The organism is Rhizobium sp. GCM10022189 (assembly GCF_042656325.1).
Taxonomy (GTDB): Bacteria; Pseudomonadota; Alphaproteobacteria; order Rhizobiales; family Rhizobiaceae; genus Rhizobium.
Map to the genome: position 1 here is coordinate 608,934 of NZ_JBHSOR010000002.1, position 17,621 is coordinate 626,554.

27 protein-coding genes and 2 pseudogenes are annotated in these 17,621 nt (G+C 60.6%); 4 read left to right on the top strand and 25 right to left on the bottom strand.

The genetic code is table 11. From position 1 onward, the window contains the following. Positions 1 to 72 precede the first annotated feature (72 nt). Positions 73 to 477 carry a GFA family protein gene (locus ACFPWW_RS03200; RefSeq protein ID WP_113499652.1) on the top strand — a complete coding sequence of 135 codons (405 nt, stop codon included), beginning with the start codon at positions 73 to 75 and terminating at the stop codon, positions 475 to 477. Between the two features lie 58 nt (positions 478 to 535). On the opposite strand, the gene ilvD is transcribed toward ACFPWW_RS03200, so the two are convergent. Continuing rightward, the gene (gene ilvD / locus ACFPWW_RS03205) at positions 536 to 2,374 is read right to left on the bottom strand and encodes a dihydroxy-acid dehydratase (RefSeq protein WP_112758023.1); all 1,839 of its coding nucleotides are present in this window, start codon (positions 2,372 to 2,374) and stop codon (positions 536 to 538) included. A 322-nt stretch (positions 2,375 to 2,696) separates the two neighbouring features. Here ilvD and msrP point away from each other — a divergent pair, with 322 nt between their 5' ends. Together msrP and msrQ are read left to right on the top strand one after the other, a co-directional pair. Further along, the gene (msrP, locus tag ACFPWW_RS03210; protein WP_112572279.1) at positions 2,697 to 3,644 is read left to right on the top strand and encodes a protein-methionine-sulfoxide reductase catalytic subunit MsrP; all 948 of its coding nucleotides are present in this window, start codon (positions 2,697 to 2,699) and stop codon (positions 3,642 to 3,644) included. Further along, complete coding sequence (msrQ, locus tag ACFPWW_RS03215; protein WP_112704955.1) at positions 3,644 to 4,303, top strand: protein-methionine-sulfoxide reductase heme-binding subunit MsrQ; 660 nt, start codon at positions 3,644 to 3,646, stop codon at positions 4,301 to 4,303. The genes msrP and msrQ overlap by 1 nt, the downstream gene beginning before the upstream one ends. A gap of 41 nt (positions 4,304 to 4,344) precedes the next feature. On the opposite strand, the pseudogene ACFPWW_RS03220 reads toward msrQ, so the two are convergent. Next, a pseudogene (locus tag ACFPWW_RS03220) lies at positions 4,345 to 4,485 on the bottom strand (DUF2809 domain-containing protein); the annotation flags it as partial. A 4-nt stretch (positions 4,486 to 4,489) separates the two neighbouring features. On the opposite strand from ACFPWW_RS03220, the pseudogene ACFPWW_RS03225 reads away from it, so the two are divergent. Continuing rightward, a pseudogene (locus tag ACFPWW_RS03225) lies at positions 4,490 to 4,786 on the top strand (hypothetical protein); the annotation flags it as partial. On the opposite strand, the gene rplQ reads toward ACFPWW_RS03225, so the two are convergent. The 23 genes from rplQ to rplB all read right to left on the bottom strand — a co-directional run bounded on the left by rplQ (position 4,783) and on the right by rplB (position 17,614). After that, positions 4,783 to 5,205, bottom strand: coding sequence for a 50S ribosomal protein L17 (rplQ, locus tag ACFPWW_RS03230; RefSeq protein WP_112572283.1), 423 nt, complete (start codon positions 5,203 to 5,205; stop codon positions 4,783 to 4,785). The pseudogene ACFPWW_RS03225 and the gene rplQ overlap by 4 nt on opposite strands. 178 nt (positions 5,206 to 5,383) lie before the next feature. Then, entirely contained in the window at positions 5,384 to 6,394 is a 1,011-nt protein-coding gene (locus ACFPWW_RS03235; protein ID WP_112572285.1) for a DNA-directed RNA polymerase subunit alpha, read from the bottom strand. Between the two features lie 97 nt (positions 6,395 to 6,491). After that, on the bottom strand, positions 6,492 to 6,881 hold the full coding sequence (gene rpsK, locus ACFPWW_RS03240; RefSeq protein ID WP_003547577.1) for a 30S ribosomal protein S11: 390 nt from the start codon (positions 6,879 to 6,881) through the stop codon (positions 6,492 to 6,494). A 133-nt stretch (positions 6,882 to 7,014) separates the two neighbouring features. After that, on the bottom strand, positions 7,015 to 7,383 hold the full coding sequence (gene rpsM, locus ACFPWW_RS03245; RefSeq protein WP_184399319.1) for a 30S ribosomal protein S13: 369 nt from the start codon (positions 7,381 to 7,383) through the stop codon (positions 7,015 to 7,017). 219 nt (positions 7,384 to 7,602) lie between these two features. Next, entirely contained in the window at positions 7,603 to 8,253 is a 651-nt protein-coding gene (locus tag ACFPWW_RS03250) for an adenylate kinase (RefSeq protein ID WP_112572289.1), read from the bottom strand. After that, positions 8,250 to 9,590, bottom strand: coding sequence for a preprotein translocase subunit SecY (gene secY, locus ACFPWW_RS03255; RefSeq protein ID WP_112572291.1), 1,341 nt, complete (start codon positions 9,588 to 9,590; stop codon positions 8,250 to 8,252). The genes ACFPWW_RS03250 and secY overlap by 4 nt, the downstream gene beginning before the upstream one ends. A 234-nt stretch (positions 9,591 to 9,824) precedes the next feature. Continuing rightward, positions 9,825 to 10,298 (bottom strand): 50S ribosomal protein L15, encoded by a 474-nt coding sequence (rplO, locus tag ACFPWW_RS03260; protein ID WP_112572293.1) that lies wholly within the window; start codon positions 10,296 to 10,298, stop codon positions 9,825 to 9,827. A 16-nt stretch (positions 10,299 to 10,314) separates the two neighbouring features. Continuing rightward, positions 10,315 to 10,524: a 50S ribosomal protein L30 gene (rpmD, locus tag ACFPWW_RS03265; protein WP_007812887.1), complete on the bottom strand. Its 210-nt coding sequence runs from the start codon at positions 10,522 to 10,524 to the stop codon at positions 10,315 to 10,317. Between the two features lie 13 nt (positions 10,525 to 10,537). After that, positions 10,538 to 11,107: a 30S ribosomal protein S5 gene (gene rpsE / locus ACFPWW_RS03270; RefSeq protein WP_112572295.1), complete on the bottom strand. Its 570-nt coding sequence runs from the start codon at positions 11,105 to 11,107 to the stop codon at positions 10,538 to 10,540. Positions 11,108 to 11,239: 132 nt separating this feature from the next. After that, on the bottom strand, positions 11,240 to 11,602 hold the full coding sequence (gene rplR / locus ACFPWW_RS03275) for a 50S ribosomal protein L18 (protein WP_097584703.1): 363 nt from the start codon (positions 11,600 to 11,602) through the stop codon (positions 11,240 to 11,242). 12 nt (positions 11,603 to 11,614) lie between these two features. Next, a complete protein-coding gene (gene rplF, locus ACFPWW_RS03280; RefSeq protein WP_112572297.1) occupies positions 11,615 to 12,148 on the bottom strand; it encodes a 50S ribosomal protein L6 in 534 nt (177 codons plus the stop codon). 42 nt (positions 12,149 to 12,190) lie between these two features. Next, the gene (gene rpsH / locus ACFPWW_RS03285) at positions 12,191 to 12,589 is read right to left on the bottom strand and encodes a 30S ribosomal protein S8 (protein ID WP_112572299.1); all 399 of its coding nucleotides are present in this window, start codon (positions 12,587 to 12,589) and stop codon (positions 12,191 to 12,193) included. A gap of 12 nt (positions 12,590 to 12,601) precedes the next feature. Next, positions 12,602 to 12,907: a 30S ribosomal protein S14 gene (rpsN, locus tag ACFPWW_RS03290; RefSeq protein WP_018115514.1), complete on the bottom strand. Its 306-nt coding sequence runs from the start codon at positions 12,905 to 12,907 to the stop codon at positions 12,602 to 12,604. 32 nt (positions 12,908 to 12,939) lie between these two features. After that, positions 12,940 to 13,497 (bottom strand): 50S ribosomal protein L5, encoded by a 558-nt coding sequence (rplE, locus tag ACFPWW_RS03295; protein WP_112572301.1) that lies wholly within the window; start codon positions 13,495 to 13,497, stop codon positions 12,940 to 12,942. Beyond that, positions 13,490 to 13,798, bottom strand: coding sequence for a 50S ribosomal protein L24 (gene rplX, locus ACFPWW_RS03300; protein ID WP_112572303.1), 309 nt, complete (start codon positions 13,796 to 13,798; stop codon positions 13,490 to 13,492). The genes rplE and rplX overlap by 8 nt, the downstream gene beginning before the upstream one ends. Before the next feature lie 12 nt (positions 13,799 to 13,810). Further along, positions 13,811 to 14,179 carry a 50S ribosomal protein L14 gene (rplN, locus tag ACFPWW_RS03305; protein ID WP_003573790.1) on the bottom strand — a complete coding sequence of 123 codons (369 nt, stop codon included), beginning with the start codon at positions 14,177 to 14,179 and terminating at the stop codon, positions 13,811 to 13,813. 261 nt (positions 14,180 to 14,440) lie between these two features. After that, positions 14,441 to 14,680: a 30S ribosomal protein S17 gene (gene rpsQ / locus ACFPWW_RS03310; protein WP_018115517.1), complete on the bottom strand. Its 240-nt coding sequence runs from the start codon at positions 14,678 to 14,680 to the stop codon at positions 14,441 to 14,443. A gap of 12 nt (positions 14,681 to 14,692) precedes the next feature. Beyond that, complete coding sequence (gene rpmC / locus ACFPWW_RS03315) at positions 14,693 to 14,893, bottom strand: 50S ribosomal protein L29 (RefSeq protein WP_007531673.1); 201 nt, start codon at positions 14,891 to 14,893, stop codon at positions 14,693 to 14,695. Between the two features lie 12 nt (positions 14,894 to 14,905). Further along, complete coding sequence (rplP, locus tag ACFPWW_RS03320) at positions 14,906 to 15,319, bottom strand: 50S ribosomal protein L16 (RefSeq protein ID WP_108001321.1); 414 nt, start codon at positions 15,317 to 15,319, stop codon at positions 14,906 to 14,908. A gap of 38 nt (positions 15,320 to 15,357) precedes the next feature. After that, positions 15,358 to 16,092 carry a 30S ribosomal protein S3 gene (gene rpsC, locus ACFPWW_RS03325; RefSeq protein WP_112572305.1) on the bottom strand — a complete coding sequence of 245 codons (735 nt, stop codon included), beginning with the start codon at positions 16,090 to 16,092 and terminating at the stop codon, positions 15,358 to 15,360. After that, on the bottom strand, positions 16,092 to 16,481 hold the full coding sequence (rplV, locus tag ACFPWW_RS03330) for a 50S ribosomal protein L22 (RefSeq protein ID WP_112572307.1): 390 nt from the start codon (positions 16,479 to 16,481) through the stop codon (positions 16,092 to 16,094). The genes rpsC and rplV overlap by 1 nt, the downstream gene beginning before the upstream one ends. Before the next feature lie 2 nt (positions 16,482 to 16,483). After that, positions 16,484 to 16,762, bottom strand: a complete 279-nt coding sequence (gene rpsS / locus ACFPWW_RS03335; protein WP_007531666.1) for a 30S ribosomal protein S19 — start codon at positions 16,760 to 16,762, stop codon at positions 16,484 to 16,486. A 15-nt stretch (positions 16,763 to 16,777) separates the two neighbouring features. After that, complete coding sequence (rplB, locus tag ACFPWW_RS03340; protein ID WP_112572308.1) at positions 16,778 to 17,614, bottom strand: 50S ribosomal protein L2; 837 nt, start codon at positions 17,612 to 17,614, stop codon at positions 16,778 to 16,780. Between the last annotated feature and the right edge of the window lie 7 nt (positions 17,615 to 17,621).

Below are 17,621 nucleotides of genomic sequence, written 5' to 3' on the forward strand. Positions count from 1 at the left end.
GACAACATATTGTCACTCACCGATAATGACAATATGTTGTCATACGATGCAGTAACACGCAAGGAGGAGCACATGAAGAAGACCTATCACGGAAGCTGCCATTGCGGCCGGATCCGCTACGAGGCCGATATAGACCTGCAGGCAGGGACGGGAAAGTGCAACTGCTCGATCTGCTGGAAGCGCCGCTACTGGGGCGCCAATATCAAGCCCGAGGACTTCCGCCTTCTCTGCGAGGAAACCGGCATCAGCGACTACCAGTTCGGCACATTGTCCGGCCATCACAGGTTCTGCGCCAATTGCGGGGTGGCGGCCTATGGGGACGGCTACGTCGAGGCCGTCGGCGGCGCTTATGTGTCGATCAATCTCGCCTGCCTGGACGATCTCGATCCCGCCGAGCTTGCCGAAGCGCCGGTGCAATATTTCGACGGCAGGAACAACAGCTGGTGGACCGTGCCGGCGGAGACGCGGCATCTGTGAAAACGAAAGAGCCGCTGACTCCTCATCAGCGGCTCCAGGCATTCCTCAACAGGACAGTTTAGCGCGCGTTCAGGTCGCGAACGGCGCCGCGGTCGGCGCTGGTTGCGAAGGCCGCATAGGCCTTGAGCGCGGTGGAGACGTTGCGCTTGCGCGGCTCGGCCGGATGCCAGCCTTTCTGGTCCTGCTCGGCGCGACGAGCGGCAAGTTCGGCATCGCTGACGCGCAGGCTGATCGTGCGGTTCGGGATGTCGATGTCGATCATGTCGCCCGGGCGCACGAGGCCGATCGTGCCGCCATTGGCGGCTTCCGGCGATGCATGACCGATCGAGAGACCTGACGTGCCGCCGGAAAAGCGGCCGTCGGTGATCAGCGCGCAAGCCTTGCCGAGGCCCTTCGACTTCAGGTAGCTCGTCGGATAGAGCATTTCCTGCATGCCGGGGCCGCCCTTCGGGCCTTCGTAGCGGATGACGACGACATCGCCGGCCACGACCTCGTTGCCCAGAATGCCCTTGACGGCCGCGTCCTGGCTTTCGAAGACCTTGGCCGGGCCGGAGAATTTCAGGATCGATTCATCGACGCCGGCCGTCTTCACGATGCAGCCGTCGACCGCAAGATTGCCCTTGAGAACGGCAAGGCCGCCATCCTTGGAGAAAGGATGCTCGACCGAGCGGATGACGCCGCCGACGCGGTCCGTGTCGAGTTCGTCCCAGCGCGCTTCCTGGCTGAATGCCACCTGGGTCGGGATGCCGCCCGGCGCGGCGCGGTAGAACTTGCGCACCGTCTCGCTGTTGGTGCGGGTAATGTCCCAGCGGTCGATCGCATCACCCAGCGTTTCGGCATGGACCGTCGGGCAATCGCGATTGAGCAGGCCGCCCTTGTCGAGTTCGCCGAGGATCGACATGATGCCGCCGGCGCGGTGGACATCTTCCATGTGCACGTCGGACTTGGCCGGCGCGACCTTGGAAAGGCAGGGAACGCGGCGCGACAGCGCGTCGATGTCGGCCATGGTGAAATCCACCTCCCCCTCATGGGCGGCCGCCAGAATGTGCAGAACCGTGTTGGTGGAGCCGCCCATGGCGATATCGAGCGCCATGGCGTTCTCGAAGGCCTGCTTGGAGGCGATGGTGCGCGGCAGGACCTTCTCGTCCTCCTGCTCGTAATAGCGGCGGGCGAGATCGACGATCAGGTGGCCGGCCTCGACGAAGAGGCGCTTGCGGTCGGCATGCGTTGCCAGCGTCGAACCGTTGCCGGGCAGCGACAGGCCGAGTGCTTCCGTCAGGCAGTTCATGGAGTTTGCGGTAAACATGCCGGAGCACGAACCGCAGGTCGGACAGGCCGAACGCTCGATGACCTTGACGTCCTCATCGGAGATCTTGTCGTCGGCGGCCGCCACCATGGCGTCGACGAGATCGAGCGCATGGGTCTTGCCGTGCAGCACGACCTTGCCGGCTTCCATCGGGCCGCCGGAAACGAAGATGGTCGGGATGTTGAGGCGAAGCGAGGCCATCAGCATGCCGGGAGTGATCTTGTCGCAGTTGGAGATGCAGACCATGGCGTCGGCGCAGTGGGCATTGACCATGTATTCGACGCTGTCGGCGATCAGCTCGCGCGAAGGCAGCGAATAGAGCATGCCGTCATGGCCCATGGCGATGCCGTCGTCGACGGCGATCGTGTTGAACTCCTTGGCAACACCACCGGCCGCTTCGATTTCGCGGGCGACGAGCTGGCCGAGATCCTTGAGGTGAACGTGGCCGGGGACGAACTGGGTGAAGGAGTTCACCACCGCGATGATCGGCTTGCCGAAATCCGAATCCTTCATGCCCGTAGCGCGCCAAAGGCCGCGCGCGCCCGCCATGTTGCGGCCGTGGGTCGTGGTTCTGGAACGATAAGCTGGCATCGGTATCTTCCTCAATATCCAGGAATTGTCTGGCGATGCGGGGCGGCAAGGGATTTGCGAAGGCCGGGCAGTCGCTGCTTTTTGGAATTGTCCTAATCCAATCGCCCCAACCTGTCACTACCGGGAATGCCCAAAGCGGTACGGGCCGCACCATCAGGCATATACGAGCGCAAGCGTCGTTTTGTTACGGATTATTCCATCACGGGCGAACACAAAAAATTGGCTTTTCCGCGCTAATATTCAGGGCATACACACTGATCCAAAGCGCGCTATTTGCGTTTGAAAATTCACACGGGCCGCCCTTGCCCAGGAGGAATTCGATATGCCAGCCTATCGTCCGCCAAAGATCCGCTCTTCGGAAATCACGCCGCGCGAGATCTACCTGAAGCGCCGGGAATTTCTCGGCGCCGCGGCGTTCGGCGCGATCGCGCTCTATGGCGCCGGCAAGGCGAGCGCGGCAGCGCTGACCACCGTCAAGAGCAAGTACACGGTCGATGAGAAGCTGACGCCGCTCAAGGACGTGACCACCTACAACAACTTCTACGAATTCGGCCTCGACAAGGGCGATCCGGCCGCGCTTTCCGACAAGTTCAAACCCTTGCCCTGGACGATCAAGGTCGACGGCATGGTCAACAAGCCCGGCACCTTCGATATCGAGGCGCTGATGAAGGAATTTCCGATCGAGGAGCGCGTTTACCGCATGCGCTGCGTGGAAGCCTGGTCGATGGTCATTCCGTGGAACGGCTTTCCGCTGGCCTCGCTGCTCGACAAGGTGGAGCCGCAGGGAAGCGCCAAATACGTCGCCTTCGAGACTGTCGTGCGTCCCGAAGAGATGCCCGGCCAGGCCGGCTTCTTTCAGTCGCTGGACTGGCCCTATGTCGAGGGCTTGCGCATGGACGAGGCGCGCCATCCGCTGACGCTGCTTGCCGTCGGGCTCTATGGCGAAACGCTGCCGAACCAGAACGGCGCCCCGGTTCGGCTCGTCGTGCCCTGGAAATATGGGTTCAAGGGCATCAAGTCGATCGTGCGCATCACGCTGACCGATCAGCAGCCGAAGAACACCTGGCAGGTGACGAACCCGCAGGAATACGGCTTCTATGCCAACGTCAATCCGGCTGTCGACCATCCGCGCTGGAGCCAGGCGAGCGAGCGACGGATTGGCGAAAGCGGCTTCTTCGGCGCCAGTCGCCATCCCACCCTGCCCTTCAACGGCTATGCCGACGAGGTTGCCAGCCTCTATGACGGCATGGATCTGAGGGTGAATTTCTGATGACGGCGTTTTCGCTCGCCATCCCGAAGCGCTGGCAGCCGGCATCCGTCTGGCTGCTCTATGCCGTCGGGCTCGTGCCCGCCGCCTGGAACTTCTATCTCGGCGCGACGGACCAGCTCGGCGCCGATCCGGTGAAGACATTCGAGCTCTTTCTCGGCATCTGGACCATCCGTTTCCTGATCCTGACGCTTGCCGTCACGCCCGCCCGCGATCTCCTCGGCTGGAACTATCTGCGCTATCGCCGCGCGCTCGGTCTTCTGACCTTCTACTACGCGCTGATGCATTTCACCGTCTACATGGTGCTCGATCAGGCGCTGGACATAGCGGCGGTCATCGATGACGTGGTCAAACGCCCCTTCATCATGTTCGGCATGGCTGCACTCGCCATGCTCGTGCCGCTCGCCCTCACCTCCAATAACGTCTCGATCCGCAGGCTTGGCAAGAACTGGATCTGGTTGCACCGCCTCGTCTACATCATCGCCGCCTCGGCAGCCCTGCACTTCGCCCTGTCGACGAAGATTCTCGACCTCGAGCAATATATCTATGTCGGGCTTATCATCGCGCTGATCCTCTACCGGTCCTACAAGCCGATCGGGCGCAGCCGGAAGAAAGGCCAGGGGCGCACACGCGGCCGCGCCGTCGCTTCCTCCGCATCGTGAGGCTGTCCGCTATTGCCGGACGGCGGTGATTTCCAGTGCATGGGATCAAGCAGCAAGGCCGCAGCGATGCCGATCGTATAGGCGACAATATTCCAGAGCGAAAAGACACGGCCGAGCAGAAGCGCGCGTGCCGTCGTCAATCGAAACGCATCGAGCCAGCGTGTGTGATAGAGACGGAGCAGCTATGCCAAGCGGCTTCACGGCCACCGCTATGCCGGCTTCCGAAGTCTCGCCCGCGTCGCCTGCCAATGCCTGCTTGCCGCCGCCCAAAACATCAAGAAGATCGCCATGGCGCTCACCAAAGCACCCAAACCAGCCATGACACGAAGGCCAAAGGCCGCCAACTTCGTTTGCCTCACAACCAAACCGGAAACAACCAAACCTTCAAAAACAAAACCCGCCGAAAAAATCGACGGGTTTGTCAGTGGTCTGAGCCGGGCGCTAAGCCCGGCTTTTCTGTTTTCCGAAATCGGAAAATCTTAGGCGGCGACAGACTGCTCTTCGGCAGCGACGCGGGCCTTGTCGGCTGCGCCCTTGGCGTAGGTGTCGCGGTCAACGAATTCGATGACGGCGAGAGCAGCGTTGTCGCCCTGGCGGAAGCCGGCCTTCATGATACGCAGGTAGCCGCCGTTGCGGGTTGCGTAGCGCGAGGCGATCGTGTCGAAAAGCTTCGAAACGACTGCGGCATCCTTGATCTGCGAAATCGCCTGACGGCGAGCGTGCAGGTCGCCACGCTTGCCGAGAGTGACGAGCTTCTCAACGATCGGACGAATTTCCTTCGCCTTCGGCAGGGTCGTTACGATCTGCTCATGGGTGATGAGCGAAGCAGCCATGTTGGCAAACATTGCCTTGCGATGGCTTGCGGTTCTGTTCAGCTTGCGGCCGGCCTTTGCGTGGCGCATTGCTATTCTCCTTTAATGCAGTGCCCTTACTTCGTTACCGGGCCTGCCGTTTCCTGGCACATGCAGGCGATATGCCTGCTGTTTGACGGGGAAAGGCAGCCGTAAAGAACCTGCCTTTGTTATGTTCTTGCGATCGGCGTGCGGGCGGAAAACCGCTTCACACTTTTCCTCACGCCGCTCAGTACTGGTCTTCGTAGCGCTTGGCGAGATCTTCGATGTTCTCGGGCGGCCATGCCGGCACTTCCATGCCGAGGTGCAGGCCCATGGAAGCGAGAACTTCCTTGATTTCGTTCAGCGACTTGCGACCAAAGTTCGGGGTGCGGAGCATTTCTGCTTCGGTCTTCTGAATAAGGTCGCCGATGTAGACGATGTTGTCGTTCTTCAGGCAGTTTGCCGAACGAACGGACAGTTCGAGTTCGTCCACCTTCTTGAGGAGCGCCGGGTTGAAGGCCAGTTCGGTGACTGCCTCTTCCTCGGCTTCCTTCTGCGGCTCGTCGAAGTTGACGAAGACGCCAAGCTGGTCCTGCAGGATGCGAGCCGCGAAAGCGACGGCATCTTCGCCGGAGACAGAACCATCGGTTTCGATGGTCATGGTCAGCTTGTCGTAGTCGAGAACCTGTCCTTCGCGGGTGTTTTCAACCTTGTAGGACACCTTCTTGACCGGCGAATAGAGGCTGTCGACCGGGATGAGGCCGATCGGAGCATCTTCCGCACGATTGCGCTCGGCCGGAACATAGCCCTTGCCGTTGTTGACGGTGAACTCCATGCGGATTTCGGCGCCCTCGTCGAGCGTGCAGATGACATGCTCGGGGTTGAGGATTTCGATATCGCCGACCGTCTGGATGTCGCCAGCCGTTACAACACCCGGACCCTGCTTGCGCACGACCATGCGCTTGGCATCGTCGCCATCCATTTTGATGGCGATTTCCTTGATGTTGAGCACGATGTCCGTCACGTCTTCGCGGACGCCCGGAATCGAGGAGAATTCATGCAGCACGCCGTCGATCTGCACGGCCGTAACAGCGGCACCGCGCAGAGAGGAGAGCAGAACGCGGCGCAGCGCGTTGCCGAGGGTGAGGCCGAAACCGCGCTCAAGCGGCTCTGCAACGAGAGTCGCCTTGGTGCGCGAGCTCGAAGTGAACTCCACCTTGTTCGGCTTGATCAATTCCTGCCAGTTCTTCTGAATCATAATTTTGCCTTCCGTTCGTTGCCACCATCCAATCGTGGCAACCGAGCTTGAAAACCACCGGGAACGCCAGAGCGCTCACCGGTGACGATAGCGATGATCAGACGCGGCGCTTCTTGCGCGGACGGCAGCCATTGTGCGGGATCGGGGTCACGTCGCGGATGGACGTGATCATGAAACCGGCAGCCTGGAGCGCGCGCAGAGCCGATTCACGGCCGGAGCCCGGGCCGCAGACTTCGACTTCCAGCGACTTCATGCCGTGTTCCTGAGCCTTCTTGGCGCAGTCTTCGGCAGCGATCTGGGCAGCGAACGGGGTCGACTTGCGCGAGCCCTTGAAGCCCTTGGCGCCAGCCGACGACCATGCAATCGCATTGCCCTGCGCGTCGGTGATGGTGATCATCGTGTTGTTGAAGGTCGAGTTGACGTGGGCGACACCCGACGAGATGTTCTTACGTTCGCGACGGCGAACGCGGACGGCTTCCTTAGCCATGCTATTCCTTTCTTGGATCTCTTCACCGCCGTAATCCCAGCGGCTACACCGGAACGGCGCCTATATGGTCCCGCTCCAAACTCAAAAGAGGCCGGCGCAGACCGCCAGCCTCCCCATCCCGGTTTCCCGGAAATTACTTCTTCTTACCAGCGATCGCCTTTGCCGGACCCTTGCGGGTGCGGGCATTGGTGTGCGTGCGCTGACCGCGGACCGGAAGGCCACGACGGTGACGCAGGCCGCGGTAGCAGCCGAGGTCCATCAGACGCTTGATGTTCATCGCCGTTTCGCGACGAAGATCGCCTTCGACCTGATAATCGCGGTCGATGGTTTCGCGGATCTGAAGGATCTCAGCGTCCGTCAGCTGATGAACGCGGCGATCAGCCGGAATACCGACCTTCTCGATGATCTCCTGCGCGAATTTCGATCCGATCCCGTGAATGTAGGTCAGCGCGATGACGACGCGCTTTGCAGTCGGGATGTTGACGCCAGCGATACGTGCCACGCCTATTCTCCTTGCATTCCAGTTGCCATCCGGCAATAGGGCTTCGTTATGCAGCCAGAGGCCGCTCGTTCAAATTCGGGTTCTCAACATCACAAAACGATCGAACCCGGACTTCCTTCGGGAAATCCGCGCCGATCGCAGGGAATGTCGCGAGTTGGCGCGGTTTAGCGGAATCAGTGCAAAAAAGCAACCGCTCCCGCCAAGTTTATTTTCAAAGCTTTAAAGCTCGGAAAGAATGCGTTCGATCTCGGTCGTAACCTGATCGATTTCGGCCATGCCGTCCACGGACTTCAATTTGCCCTTGGCATAATAGTAGCCGATGAGCGGCGAGGTTTCCTTGTAGTAGACCTCGAGACGCTTGGTCATGGTCTCGGCATTGTCGTCCGGGCGGCGCTTGAAGTGGGTGGAACCGCATTTGTCGCAGACGCCTTCCCTGGCCGGAACCTTGTCCGTGTCATGGTAGACGGTGCCGCACTCAGCGCAGGAGTAACGGCCAGCCACGCGGCGGACCAGCTCCTTGTCGTCGACGCGAAACTCGATGACGACAGACAGGTCGAGGCCCTTGGTCTTCAGCATCGCCTCGGTGGCATCCGCCTGCACGAGCGTGCGCGGGAAGCCGTCGAGGATGAAGCCGTTGGCGCAATCGGGCTGATCGATTCGTTCGGAGACGATGGCGTTGACAATCTCGTCCGAGACCAGGTTTCCGGCATCCATGACAGCCTTGGCGCGCTTGCCGACTTCAGTACCGGCCTGAACGGCGGCGCGCAGCATGTCACCCGTGGAAAGCTGCGGAATGCCATGCTTTTCCACGATCCGCTGGGCCTGGGTCCCCTTACCCGCGCCCGGCGGCCCCAAAAGTATAAGTCTCATCGCCCCCTCTTTCCTCCACGCAGCTTCGATTTCTTGATCAGGCCTTCGTACTGCTGCGCGATCAGATGGCCCTGGATCTGAGCCACCGTATCAAGAGTTACGCTAACCACGATCAAAAGCGAAGTCCCACCAAGGGATAATGGGATGCCGGTTTGCGACACCAGAATCTCAGGCAGGATGCAGACGAAGACGAGATAGATCGCGCCGATCACCGTGATACGGGTCAGCACGTAGTCGATATATTCGGCGGTGCGTTCGCCCGGGCGGATGCCGGGGATGAAGCCGCCATGCTTCTTCAGATTGTCGGCCGTGTCCTTCGGATTGAAGACGATGGCCGTGTAGAAGAAGGCAAAGAAGGCAATGAGCGCCGCGTAAAGGACCATGTAGAGCGGCTGGCCGTGGCCGAGTGCCGCAACGATGGAGGTCGCCCAGGCCGGCATCGCCGTCGTGTTGGCAAAACCCGCGACCGTTGCCGGCAGAAGCAGCAGCGACGATGCGAAGATTGCCGGAATGACGCCGGACGTGTTCAGCTTCAGCGGCAGGTGCGAGGTGTCGCCCTGGAACATGCGGTTGCCGACCTGGCGCTTCGGATACTGGATCAGCAGACGGCGCTGCGCACGTTCGACGAAGACGATGACGGCAATGACGGCGATGGCGACGACGATGACGGCCAGGATGAGCGTCGTCGACAGCGCGCCGGTACGGCCAAGCTCCAGCGTGCCGGCAAGCGCGGACGGAAGGCCGGCGGCAATGCCTGCAAAGATGATCAGCGAAATGCCGTTACCGATGCCGCGCGAGGTGATCTGCTCGCCGAGCCACATCAGGAACATGGTGCCGCCAAGCAGCGTCAGAACGGTCGAGATACGGAAGAACCAGCCCGGATCGACAACGAGGCCGTTGCCGCTCTCAAGACCGACGGCAATGCCATAGGCCTGCAGCGCGCCGAGGATGACCGTGCCGTAGCGGGTATACTGGTTGATGATCTTGCGGCCCTGCTCGCCTTCCTTCTTGAGATTTTCGAGCGCCGGCACGACCGAGGTCATGAGCTGCACGATGATCGAGGCGGAGATATAGGGCATGATGCCGAGCGCGAAGATCGCCATGCGCTGCACGGCGCCGCCCGAAAACATGTTGAAGAGGCCGAGAATGCCGCCAGCCTGGCCCTGGAAAGCCTGGGCATAGGCCTGCGGATTGAGGCCCGGAAGCGGAATGTGGGTGCCCAGCCGGTAGACGAGGAGAGCTGCCAGTGTGAACCACAGGCGCTTCTTAAGATCCTCGGCCTTGGCGAAGGTCGAAAAATTGAGGTTTGATGCCAGTTGTTCCGCTGCAGAAGCCATGCGTTTCTCCGCGCTACCAATTCCGGCGCTCTCGAGATGGCCGGCACCGGAATCAGTATGAATTTCTTTTAAAAACCGGGCTTCGGACGGATCGCTGGCGCAACCCTGTGCCTCACCCTCGTTTCCAGTCTTACCGCCCTGGCGCAAGCCGCGTCCAGACAGTTTTCGTGAGGCTCACATATGGGAGCAAAATCGCCCGGTGTGAAGCACCCCGGGCGATATATCATGAGTTTATTATTCTGCCGCTGCGGCAGAAAGAAGCGTTACCTTGCCGCCGGCCTTTTCGATCTTCTCGACGGCAGACTTGGAAGCGCCTGCAACTTCGAGCGTGATCTTGGCCTTGAGCTCGCCATCGGCGAGGACGCGAACGCCGTCCTTGGCGCGGCGGATGACGCCGGCAGCCTTCAGAGCAGCCGCATCAACGGTCGCCTTCGCGTCGAGCTTGCCGGCATCGACGGCAGCCTGGATGCGTGCCAGCGATACGACGACGTAGTCGGCTGCGAAGATGTTGTTGAAGCCGCGCTTCGGCAGGCGACGGTAGATGGGCATCTGACCGCCTTCGAAGCCGTTGATGGCGACGCCCGAACGGGACTTCTGACCCTTTACACCGCGACCGCCGGTCTTGCCGGAGCCCGAGCCGATACCGCGGCCGAGGCGCTTGCGCGAGTGAGTAGAGCCTTCGTTATCCTTGATTTCATTGAGTTTCATGAGCGTTACTCCGGTCTCACTTCTCGTCGACGACGCGAACGAGATGCTGGACTGCACGGATCATGCCACGAACGGCCGGAGTGTCTTCCAGCGTGCGGCGACGGTGCATCTTATTCAGTCCGAGACCGATCAGCGTGCGCTGCTGGACGTCCGGACGGCGAATCGGGCTGCCGATCTGTTCGATCGTGACAGTCTTCGCTTCAGCCTTCTTGGTAGCCTTGGCCATTGGTCAGCTCCTCTTATTCTTCAGAGGCGTTGCCAGAAGCGGCACGGCGAGCCTGGAGCGTAGCATACTTGATGCCGCGCTGGGCTGCGATGTCCTTCGGGTGAACCTGGTGCTTCAGAGCGTCGAAGGTGGCGCGAACCATGTTGTAGGGGTTCGACGAACCGGTCGACTTGGCGACGACGTCATGGACGCCGAGCGTTTCGAAAACGGCGCGCATCGGACCACCGGCGATGATACCGGTACCGACCTTGGCCGAGCGCAGCAGAACCTTGCCGGCGCCATGACGGCCATGAACGTCGTGATGCAGCGTACGGCCGTCACGCAGCGGTACGAAGATCATGTCGCGCTTTGCGCTTTCGGTTGCCTTGCGGATGGCTTCCGGCACTTCGCGTGCCTTGCCGTGGCCGAAGCCGACGCGGCCCTTCTGGTCGCCGACGACGACGAGAGCGGCGAAGCCGAAGCGACGGCCACCCTTGACAACCTTTGCGACACGGTTGATCGCGACCAGCTTGTCGACGAATTCGCTATCGCGCTCTTCACGGCTCTGGCGGTCTTCCCGCTGCGGCCTTCTTTCCTGTGCCATTGTCCTCTTCCTTTTTCTTTTCCGGGTGCAATCGGCAAACAAAACGAGGACCGCATCGGCTTCCCCAAGGGAACGATCTGCGGTCCGGTGAGATCCGGCCGAAGGCTCAGAAAGGCTTCGGCCGGAAACTGATTAGAAGGTCAGACCGCCTTCGCGGGCTGCATCTGCCAGGGCCTTGATGCGGCCGTGATAGATGAAGGCGCCACGGTCGAAGACGACCTCGGTGACGCCCGCCTTCGAAGCGCGTTCTGCAACGAGCTTGCCGACGAGGGCAGCTGCTGCGGTGTCGGCGCCGGTCTTCAGAGAACCGCGCAGATCCTTGTCGAGGGTCGATGCAGCGGCAAGCGTCTTGCCGGCGACATCGTCGATGATCTGAGCGTAGATGTTCTTCGACGAGCGATGAACCGACAGGCGCGGACGGCCATTGGCCACCGACTTGATGTGACGGCGCACGCGGTTGGCGCGACGTGCAAGTGCTTCTTTCCTGCTAGCCATTTCGCGTGATCCTTACTTCTTCTTGCCTTCTTTGCGGACAATCCGCTCTTCGGCATACTTGACGCCCTTGCCCTTGTAGGGCTCCGGACCGCGATATTCGCGGATCTCGGCGGCGACCTGGCCGACCTGCTGCTTGTTGATGCCGGTGACGACGATTTCCGTCGGCTTCGGCACAGCGATCGTGATGCCCTGCGGCGGCTCATAGACCACGTCGTGGCTGAAACCGAGCGCCAGCTGCAGGTTCTTGCCCTGCATGGCGGCACGATAACCGACGCCGTTGATTTCGAGCTTGCGCTCGAAGCCGTCCTTGACGCCCTTGAAGATGTTTTCGATCATCGTGCGGGACATGCCCCACTTGGACCGAGCATCCTTCGTCTGGGAGAGCGGCGTTACGACGACCGCATTGTTTTCGAGCTTGACGCTGATTTCATCATTCGCGACGAAAAACAGCTCGCCCTTCGGACCCTTAGCGGAGACCTTCTGGCCATCGACCGTAGCCGTGATCCCAGCAGGCACCTGAACGGGCTTCTTACCGATACGAGACATGTTTCTATCCTGTCTGTTCGCTATGGAGACCCCTGCCCTGTCTTAGAAGACCGAGCAGAGAACCTCGCCACCAACGTTCTGTTCGCGAGCCTGGTGATCGGCCATCACGCCCTTCGGGGTCGAAAGGATGGTGATGCCGAGGCCGTTCGCGACCTGCGGAATGGACTTGACCGAGACATAAACCCGGCGGCCCGGCTTGGACACACGGCCGATCTCGCGGATCACCGATGCGCCTTCATAGTACTTGAGTTCGATGTTGAGCTCGGACTTGCCGTTGCCGAAATCGACGACGGAGTAGCCACGGATGTAGCCTTCGGCCTGGAGCACATCGAGAACACGCGCACGGAGCTTGGAAGCAGGCGTCGAAACCGACGACTTGCGACGCGAAGCGCCGTTGCGGATGCGGGTGAGCATATCGCCCAACGGATCAGTCATTGTCATCTAACCTGCTCCTTACCAGCTCGACTTGACGATGCCCGGCACCTTGCCGAGATTGCCCAGTTCGCGCAGCGCGATACGCGACATGCGCAGTTTGCGGTAGTAAGCGCGCGGACGACCGGACACTTCGCAACGGTTGCGAATGCGGGTCTTCGATCCGTCGCGCGGCAGGGATGCCAGCTTGATCGAGGCCTTGAACCGCTCTTCGATCGGAAGAGCCTGGTTCATGATGATCGCCTTCAGGGCAGCACGCTTGGCAGCCTGGTTCGCGACCGTATTACGGCGGCGCTTGTTCTTTTCAACTGCGCTTGTCTTCGCCATGTCAGGTTCCTTTTCTACGCTCGTCGTTACGGTTACTGACGGAACGGGAAGCTGAACTCCGTGAGGAGCGTGCGAGCTTCGTCGTCGGTCTTGGCCGTCGTGCAAACGATGATGTCCATGCCCCACATCTGATCAACCTTGTCGTAGTTGATTTCAGGGAACACAATGTGCTCCTTGATGCCCATGGCGAAGTTGCCACGGCCGTCAAAGCTCTTCGGGTTCAGGCCGCGGAAGTCGCGAACGCGCGGAAGCGCGATGTTGACCAGGCGATCCAGGAACTCGTACATGCGGGCGCCGCGCAGAGTAACCTTCGCGCCGATCGGCATGTTTTCGCGGACCTTGAAGCCAGCGATAGAGTTGCGTGCGCGGGTGATGACCGGCTTCTGGCCAGCGATGGCGGCCAGGTCGGCGGCGGCAACGGTGGGCTTCTTGGAGTCAGCCGTCGCTTCACCAACACCCATGTTGATGACGATCTTGTCGAGCTTGGGGATCTGCATCTCGTTGGCGTAGGAGTACTTCTCCTGCAGCGCCTTGCGGATCCGCTCAACATATTCCTTCTTGAGCCGCGGCTCGTACTTTGCCTCAGCCATCGATCACTTCTCCCGAACGCTTGGCCACGCGGACCTTCTTGCCGTCAACAACCTTGAAGCCGACGCGGGTCGGCTTGCCGTCCTTGTCGACGATCGCGACGTTGGACAGGTGGACCGGAGCTTCCTTGGAAATGATACCGGCTTCCTGGGTCTGCGTCTGGCGCTGGTGGCGCTTTACGACGTTTACGCCGCGAACGACGGCGCGATCTTCCTTCGGCAGAACCTGAAGGACTTCGCCGGTGCGGCCCTTGTCCTTGCCTGCGAGCATGACGACCTTGTCGCCCTTACGAATCTTCTGCATCGTTCCCGCTCCTTACAGTACTTCGGGAGCCAGCGAGATGATCTTCATGTGGTTCTTTGCGCGAAGTTCGCGCGGAACCGGTCCGAAGATACGGGTGCCGATCGGCTCTTTCTTGTTGTCGATGAGGACTGCTGCGTTGGTGTCGAAGCGGATGACGGAGCCATCCGGACGACGGATGTCCTTGGCGGTGCGAACGACAACCGCCTTCATCACGTCACCCTTCTTCACACGGCCGCGCGGAATAGCTTCCTTGATCGAAACGACGATGACGTCGCCGATCGAGGCATACTTGCGCTTCGAGCCGCCCAGCACCTTGATGCACATGACACGACGTGCGCCGGAATTATCCGCCACGTCGAGGTTTGTTTGCATCTGAATCATATCAGGTCGCCTTCTTGTTCTTACCGGAATGGTTGGGCAAAGCCCCCTCTTCCGGCTTATGAAAATTGTCTGCCGGCCGCTCGTCACGAGGACAGCGAAAACACGGCAATAGCTTGAATAGCGCGGGGTAGATCGTTGCCAGGGTGGTTTCCCAAACGGGACCTTCCGTGCGCTCAAAGCAAAAGAACGCCCGGCATTCGAGCGTTCCGACGCTGCTTCATACAGAAATTTCCGCGAGACGCAAGGCCTCGCGCGAAATTCTTACTTGGCCTGGGCGGCAACGACCGTCCAGCGCTTGTCCTTCGAGATCGGTGCGCACTCCTCGATGGAGACGATATCGCCGATCTTGTACTGATTGTTTTCGTCGTGGGCCTTGTACTTCTTGGAACGACGAACGGTCTTCTGCAGCAGCGGATGAGCGAAACGACGCTCAACACGAACTACGACAGTCTTCTCGTTCTTGTCACCAACCACGACGCCCTGCAGAATGCGCTTCGGCATGTTCTTCTTCCTTTAAGCCTTTGCTTCTGCCGCCTTCTGGCGGGCAATGGTTTTGACGCGGGCGATGTCCTTGCGGACTTCGTTGATGCGCGAGGACTTTTCGAGCTGGCCGGTCGCCTTCTGGAAGCGCAGGTTGAACTGCTCCTTCTTCAGGTCGGCAAGCTTGTCCTTGAGCTGGTCGGCCGTGAGGCCGCGTACTTCTTCGGCTTTCATCGTGCCTTCTCCTTACTCTGCGATGCGCTGTACAAAGCGCGTCTTGACCGAGAGCTTGGCCGAGCCGAGGCGAAGCGCTTCACGGGCGATTTCCTCGGAGACACCGTCGATCTCGAACATCATACGACCGGGCTTGACCTTGCATGCCCAGTATTCCACGGAACCCTTACCCTTACCCATGCGGACTTCGGTAGGCTTTGCGGTTACCGGAACATCCGGGAACACGCGGATCCAAACACGGCCGGCGCGCTTCATGTAACGCGTGATCGCGCGGCGGGCCGCCTCGATCTCGCGTGCGTTAACGCGGTTCGGCTCCTGAGCCTTCAGGCCGAATTCGCCGAAGGCCAGTTCAGAACCGCCCTTGGCGACGCCCTTGATGCGGCCCTTGAACTGCTTGCGGTACTTAGTACGCTTTGGCTGCAACATTTTCTTACTTCTCCGAGCTTATCTTTCGCCAGCGCTAATTACGCGTTGTCGCGTTCGCGGCGACGATCGCCACGGTCGCGTTCGCGGCTTGCCGGACCCTGTGCGTCGCCTTCCAGCGCGCGGCGTTCGGAAGCCATCGGATCGTGCTCAAGGATTTCGCCCTTGAAGATCCAGACCTTGATGCCGCAGATACCGAATGCGGTTTCGGCCTCAGCCGTACCGTAGTCGATGTCGGCACGCAGGGTGTGCAGCGGAACGCGGCCTTCGCGGTACCATTCCGTGCGGGCGATTTCCGCGCCGCCGAGACGGCCGGCGCAGGTGATCTTGATGCCTTCGGCACCGAGACGCATCGCGGACTGAACGGCGCGCTTCATGGCGCGGCGGAAAGCCACGCGGCGCTCGAGCTGCTGGGCGATCGACTGGGCAACGAGCGTTGCGTCGATTTCCGGCTTGCGCACTTCAACGATGTTGAGGTGCGTTTCGGAGTTCGTCATGTCCGACAGCTTCTTGCGCAGCTTGTCGATGTCGGCGCCCTTGCGGCCGATGATCAGGCCCGGACGGGCCGAGTGGATCGTGACGCGGCACTTCTTGTGAGGGCGCTCGATAACCACCTTGGAGATCCCGGCCTGCTTCAGTTCGCTCATGACGAACTTGCGCATCTTCAGGTCTTCGTGCAGGAGCTGGCCGTACTCGGCATTGTCCGCAAACCAGCGGCTATCCCAGGTACGGTTGATGCCAAGACGGAAACCAATCGGATTGATTTTCTGACCCATTATGCGGCCTCCTCTTGTGCCTGCACTTCACGAACGACGATCGTCAGGTGAGCGAACGGACGTTCGATGCGCGACGCGCGGCCGCGGCCGCGGGCGTGGAAGCGCTTCATGACGATCGACTTGCCGACATAAGCCTCGGCGACGACGAGCGCGTCGACGTCGAGGTCATGGTTGTTCTCGGCGTTGGCGATCGCGGATTCAAGCGTCTTCTTAACGGCGCCTGCGATACGCTTGCGGGAGAATTCCAGCTCAGCGAGTGCACGATCGACCTTCTTGCCGCGGATTGCAGCGGCAACCAGGTTGAGCTTCTGAGGGCTGACGCGGAGCGTACGGGCGACTGCTTGCGCCTCGTTGTCCTTCAGCCGGCGTTCGGCTTTTGCCTTGCCCATTGTTACTTCCTCTTTGCCTTCTTGTCCGCGCCGTGACCGTAATAGGTCCGGGTCGGAGAGAATTCACCGAATTTGTGGCCGACCATGTCTTCGTTGACGCTGACCGGAACATGCTTGCTGCCGTTGTAGACGCCGAAGGTGAGACCGACGAACTGCGGCAGGATCGTGGAGCGACGGCTCCAGATCTTGATTACTTCTGCACGTCCGCCTTCACGAACCTTCTCAGCCTTCTTGAGAAGATAGCCGTCAACAAACGGACCTTTCCATACTGAACGAGCCATTGAGGACTTCCTCTCTTACTTCTTGCGCTGATGACGCGAACGCATGATGAACTTGTCGGTCGACTTGTTCGACCGGGTGCGCTTGCCCTTGGTCGGCTTGCCCCACGGGGTCACCGGGTGGCGACCACCGGAGGTGCGGCCTTCACCACCGCCGTGCGGGTGGTCGACCGGGTTCATGACGACACCGCGGTTATGCGGACGCTTGCCGCGCCAAACCGTACGACCGGCCTTGCCGTCGTTGATGTTGGCGTGATCCGGGTTCGATACTGCACCGATCGATGCAAGGCAGCTGCCGTGCACGAGGCGCTGTTCGCCCGAGTTCAGGCGAAGGATGGCCATGCCTGCGTCACGACCGACGAGCTGTGCGTAGGAACCGGCGGAACGGGCGATCTGACCGCCCTTGCCCGGCTTCATTTCCACGTTGTGGATGATGGAGCCGACCGGGATATACTGCAGCGGCATCGTGTTGCCGGGCTTGACGTCGACAGCCTTGTCGGAAGCGATGACCTTGTCGCCGGCAGCAAGGCGTTGCGGAGCGATGATGTAGGCCTGCTCGCCGTCGGTGTAGGTGACGAGCGCGATGAACGCGGTGCGGTTCGGATCGTATTCGATACGCTCGACGGTACCTTCGACGTCGAACTTGCGACGCTTGAAGTCCACCAGACGGTAGCTGCGCTTGTGACCGCCGCCGATGAAGCGGGCGGTGATGCGGCCGAGGTTGTTACGACCGCCGCTCTTGGTCAGACCTTCCGTCAGCGCCTTGACCGGCTTGCCCTTGTAGAGGCCCGAACGGTCGACGATGACCAGCTGGCGCTGGCTCGGGGTCGTCGGATTGAATGTTTTCAATGCCATCTTCTTA

What these genes read in the sequence shown, in the direction of transcription:
- rplQ (WP_112572283.1), bottom strand. Translation starts at nt 5,205, where the DNA reads ATGCGCCACGCAAAGGCCGGCCGCAAGCTGAACAGAACCGCAAGCCAT.
- rpsH (WP_112572299.1), bottom strand. Translation starts at nt 12,589, where the DNA reads ATGACAATGACTGATCCGTTGGGCGATATGCTCACCCGCATCCGCAAC.
- rplF (WP_112572297.1), bottom strand. Translation starts at nt 12,148, where the DNA reads ATGTCTCGTATCGGTAAGAAGCCCGTTCAGGTGCCTGCTGGGATCACG.
- msrP (WP_112572279.1), top strand. Translation starts at nt 2,697, where the DNA reads ATGCCAGCCTATCGTCCGCCAAAGATCCGCTCTTCGGAAATCACGCCG.
- rplX (WP_112572303.1), bottom strand. Translation starts at nt 13,798, where the DNA reads ATGCAGAAGATTCGTAAGGGCGACAAGGTCGTCATGCTCGCAGGCAAG.
- ilvD (WP_112758023.1), bottom strand. Translation starts at nt 2,374, where the DNA reads ATGCCAGCTTATCGTTCCAGAACCACGACCCACGGCCGCAACATGGCG.
- rpsK (WP_003547577.1), bottom strand. Translation starts at nt 6,881, where the DNA reads ATGGCTAAGGAAGCCGTCCGCGTTCGCCGTCGCGAACGTAAGAACATC.
- msrQ (WP_112704955.1), top strand. Translation starts at nt 3,644, where the DNA reads ATGACGGCGTTTTCGCTCGCCATCCCGAAGCGCTGGCAGCCGGCATCC.
- secY (WP_112572291.1), bottom strand. Translation starts at nt 9,590, where the DNA reads ATGGCTTCTGCAGCGGAACAACTGGCATCAAACCTCAATTTTTCGACC.
- rpsQ (WP_018115517.1), bottom strand. Translation starts at nt 14,680, where the DNA reads ATGCCGAAGCGCATTCTGCAGGGCGTCGTGGTTGGTGACAAGAACGAG.
- rpsS (WP_007531666.1), bottom strand. Translation starts at nt 16,762, where the DNA reads ATGGCTCGTTCAGTATGGAAAGGTCCGTTTGTTGACGGCTATCTTCTC.
- rplR (WP_097584703.1), bottom strand. Translation starts at nt 11,602, where the DNA reads ATGGCTAGCAGGAAAGAAGCACTTGCACGTCGCGCCAACCGCGTGCGC.
- rpsC (WP_112572305.1), bottom strand. Translation starts at nt 16,092, where the DNA reads ATGGGTCAGAAAATCAATCCGATTGGTTTCCGTCTTGGCATCAACCGT.
- rpmC (WP_007531673.1), bottom strand. Translation starts at nt 14,893, where the DNA reads ATGAAAGCCGAAGAAGTACGCGGCCTCACGGCCGACCAGCTCAAGGAC.
- ACFPWW_RS03235 (WP_112572285.1), bottom strand. Translation starts at nt 6,394, where the DNA reads ATGATTCAGAAGAACTGGCAGGAATTGATCAAGCCGAACAAGGTGGAG.
- rplP (WP_108001321.1), bottom strand. Translation starts at nt 15,319, where the DNA reads ATGTTGCAGCCAAAGCGTACTAAGTACCGCAAGCAGTTCAAGGGCCGC.
- rplE (WP_112572301.1), bottom strand. Translation starts at nt 13,497, where the DNA reads ATGGCTGAGGCAAAGTACGAGCCGCGGCTCAAGAAGGAATATGTTGAG.
- rplB (WP_112572308.1), bottom strand. Translation starts at nt 17,614, where the DNA reads ATGGCATTGAAAACATTCAATCCGACGACCCCGAGCCAGCGCCAGCTG.
- rpsN (WP_018115514.1), bottom strand. Translation starts at nt 12,907, where the DNA reads ATGGCGAAGACAAGCGCAGTTGAAAAGAACAAGCGCCGCCGTAATACG.
- rplV (WP_112572307.1), bottom strand. Translation starts at nt 16,481, where the DNA reads ATGGGCAAGGCAAAAGCCGAACGCCGGCTGAAGGACAACGAGGCGCAA.
- ACFPWW_RS03250 (WP_112572289.1), bottom strand. Translation starts at nt 8,253, where the DNA reads ATGAGACTTATACTTTTGGGGCCGCCGGGCGCGGGTAAGGGGACCCAG.
- rplO (WP_112572293.1), bottom strand. Translation starts at nt 10,298, where the DNA reads ATGAAACTCAATGAAATCAAGGATAACGAAGGCTCTACTCACTCGCGC.
- ACFPWW_RS03200 (WP_113499652.1), top strand. Translation starts at nt 73, where the DNA reads ATGAAGAAGACCTATCACGGAAGCTGCCATTGCGGCCGGATCCGCTAC.
- rpmD (WP_007812887.1), bottom strand. Translation starts at nt 10,524, where the DNA reads ATGGCCAAGGCTACCAAGAAGGCTGAAGCGAAGACTGTCACGATCGAA.
- rpsE (WP_112572295.1), bottom strand. Translation starts at nt 11,107, where the DNA reads ATGGCACAGGAAAGAAGGCCGCAGCGGGAAGACCGCCAGAGCCGTGAA.
- rplN (WP_003573790.1), bottom strand. Translation starts at nt 14,179, where the DNA reads ATGATTCAGATGCAAACAAACCTCGACGTGGCGGATAATTCCGGCGCA.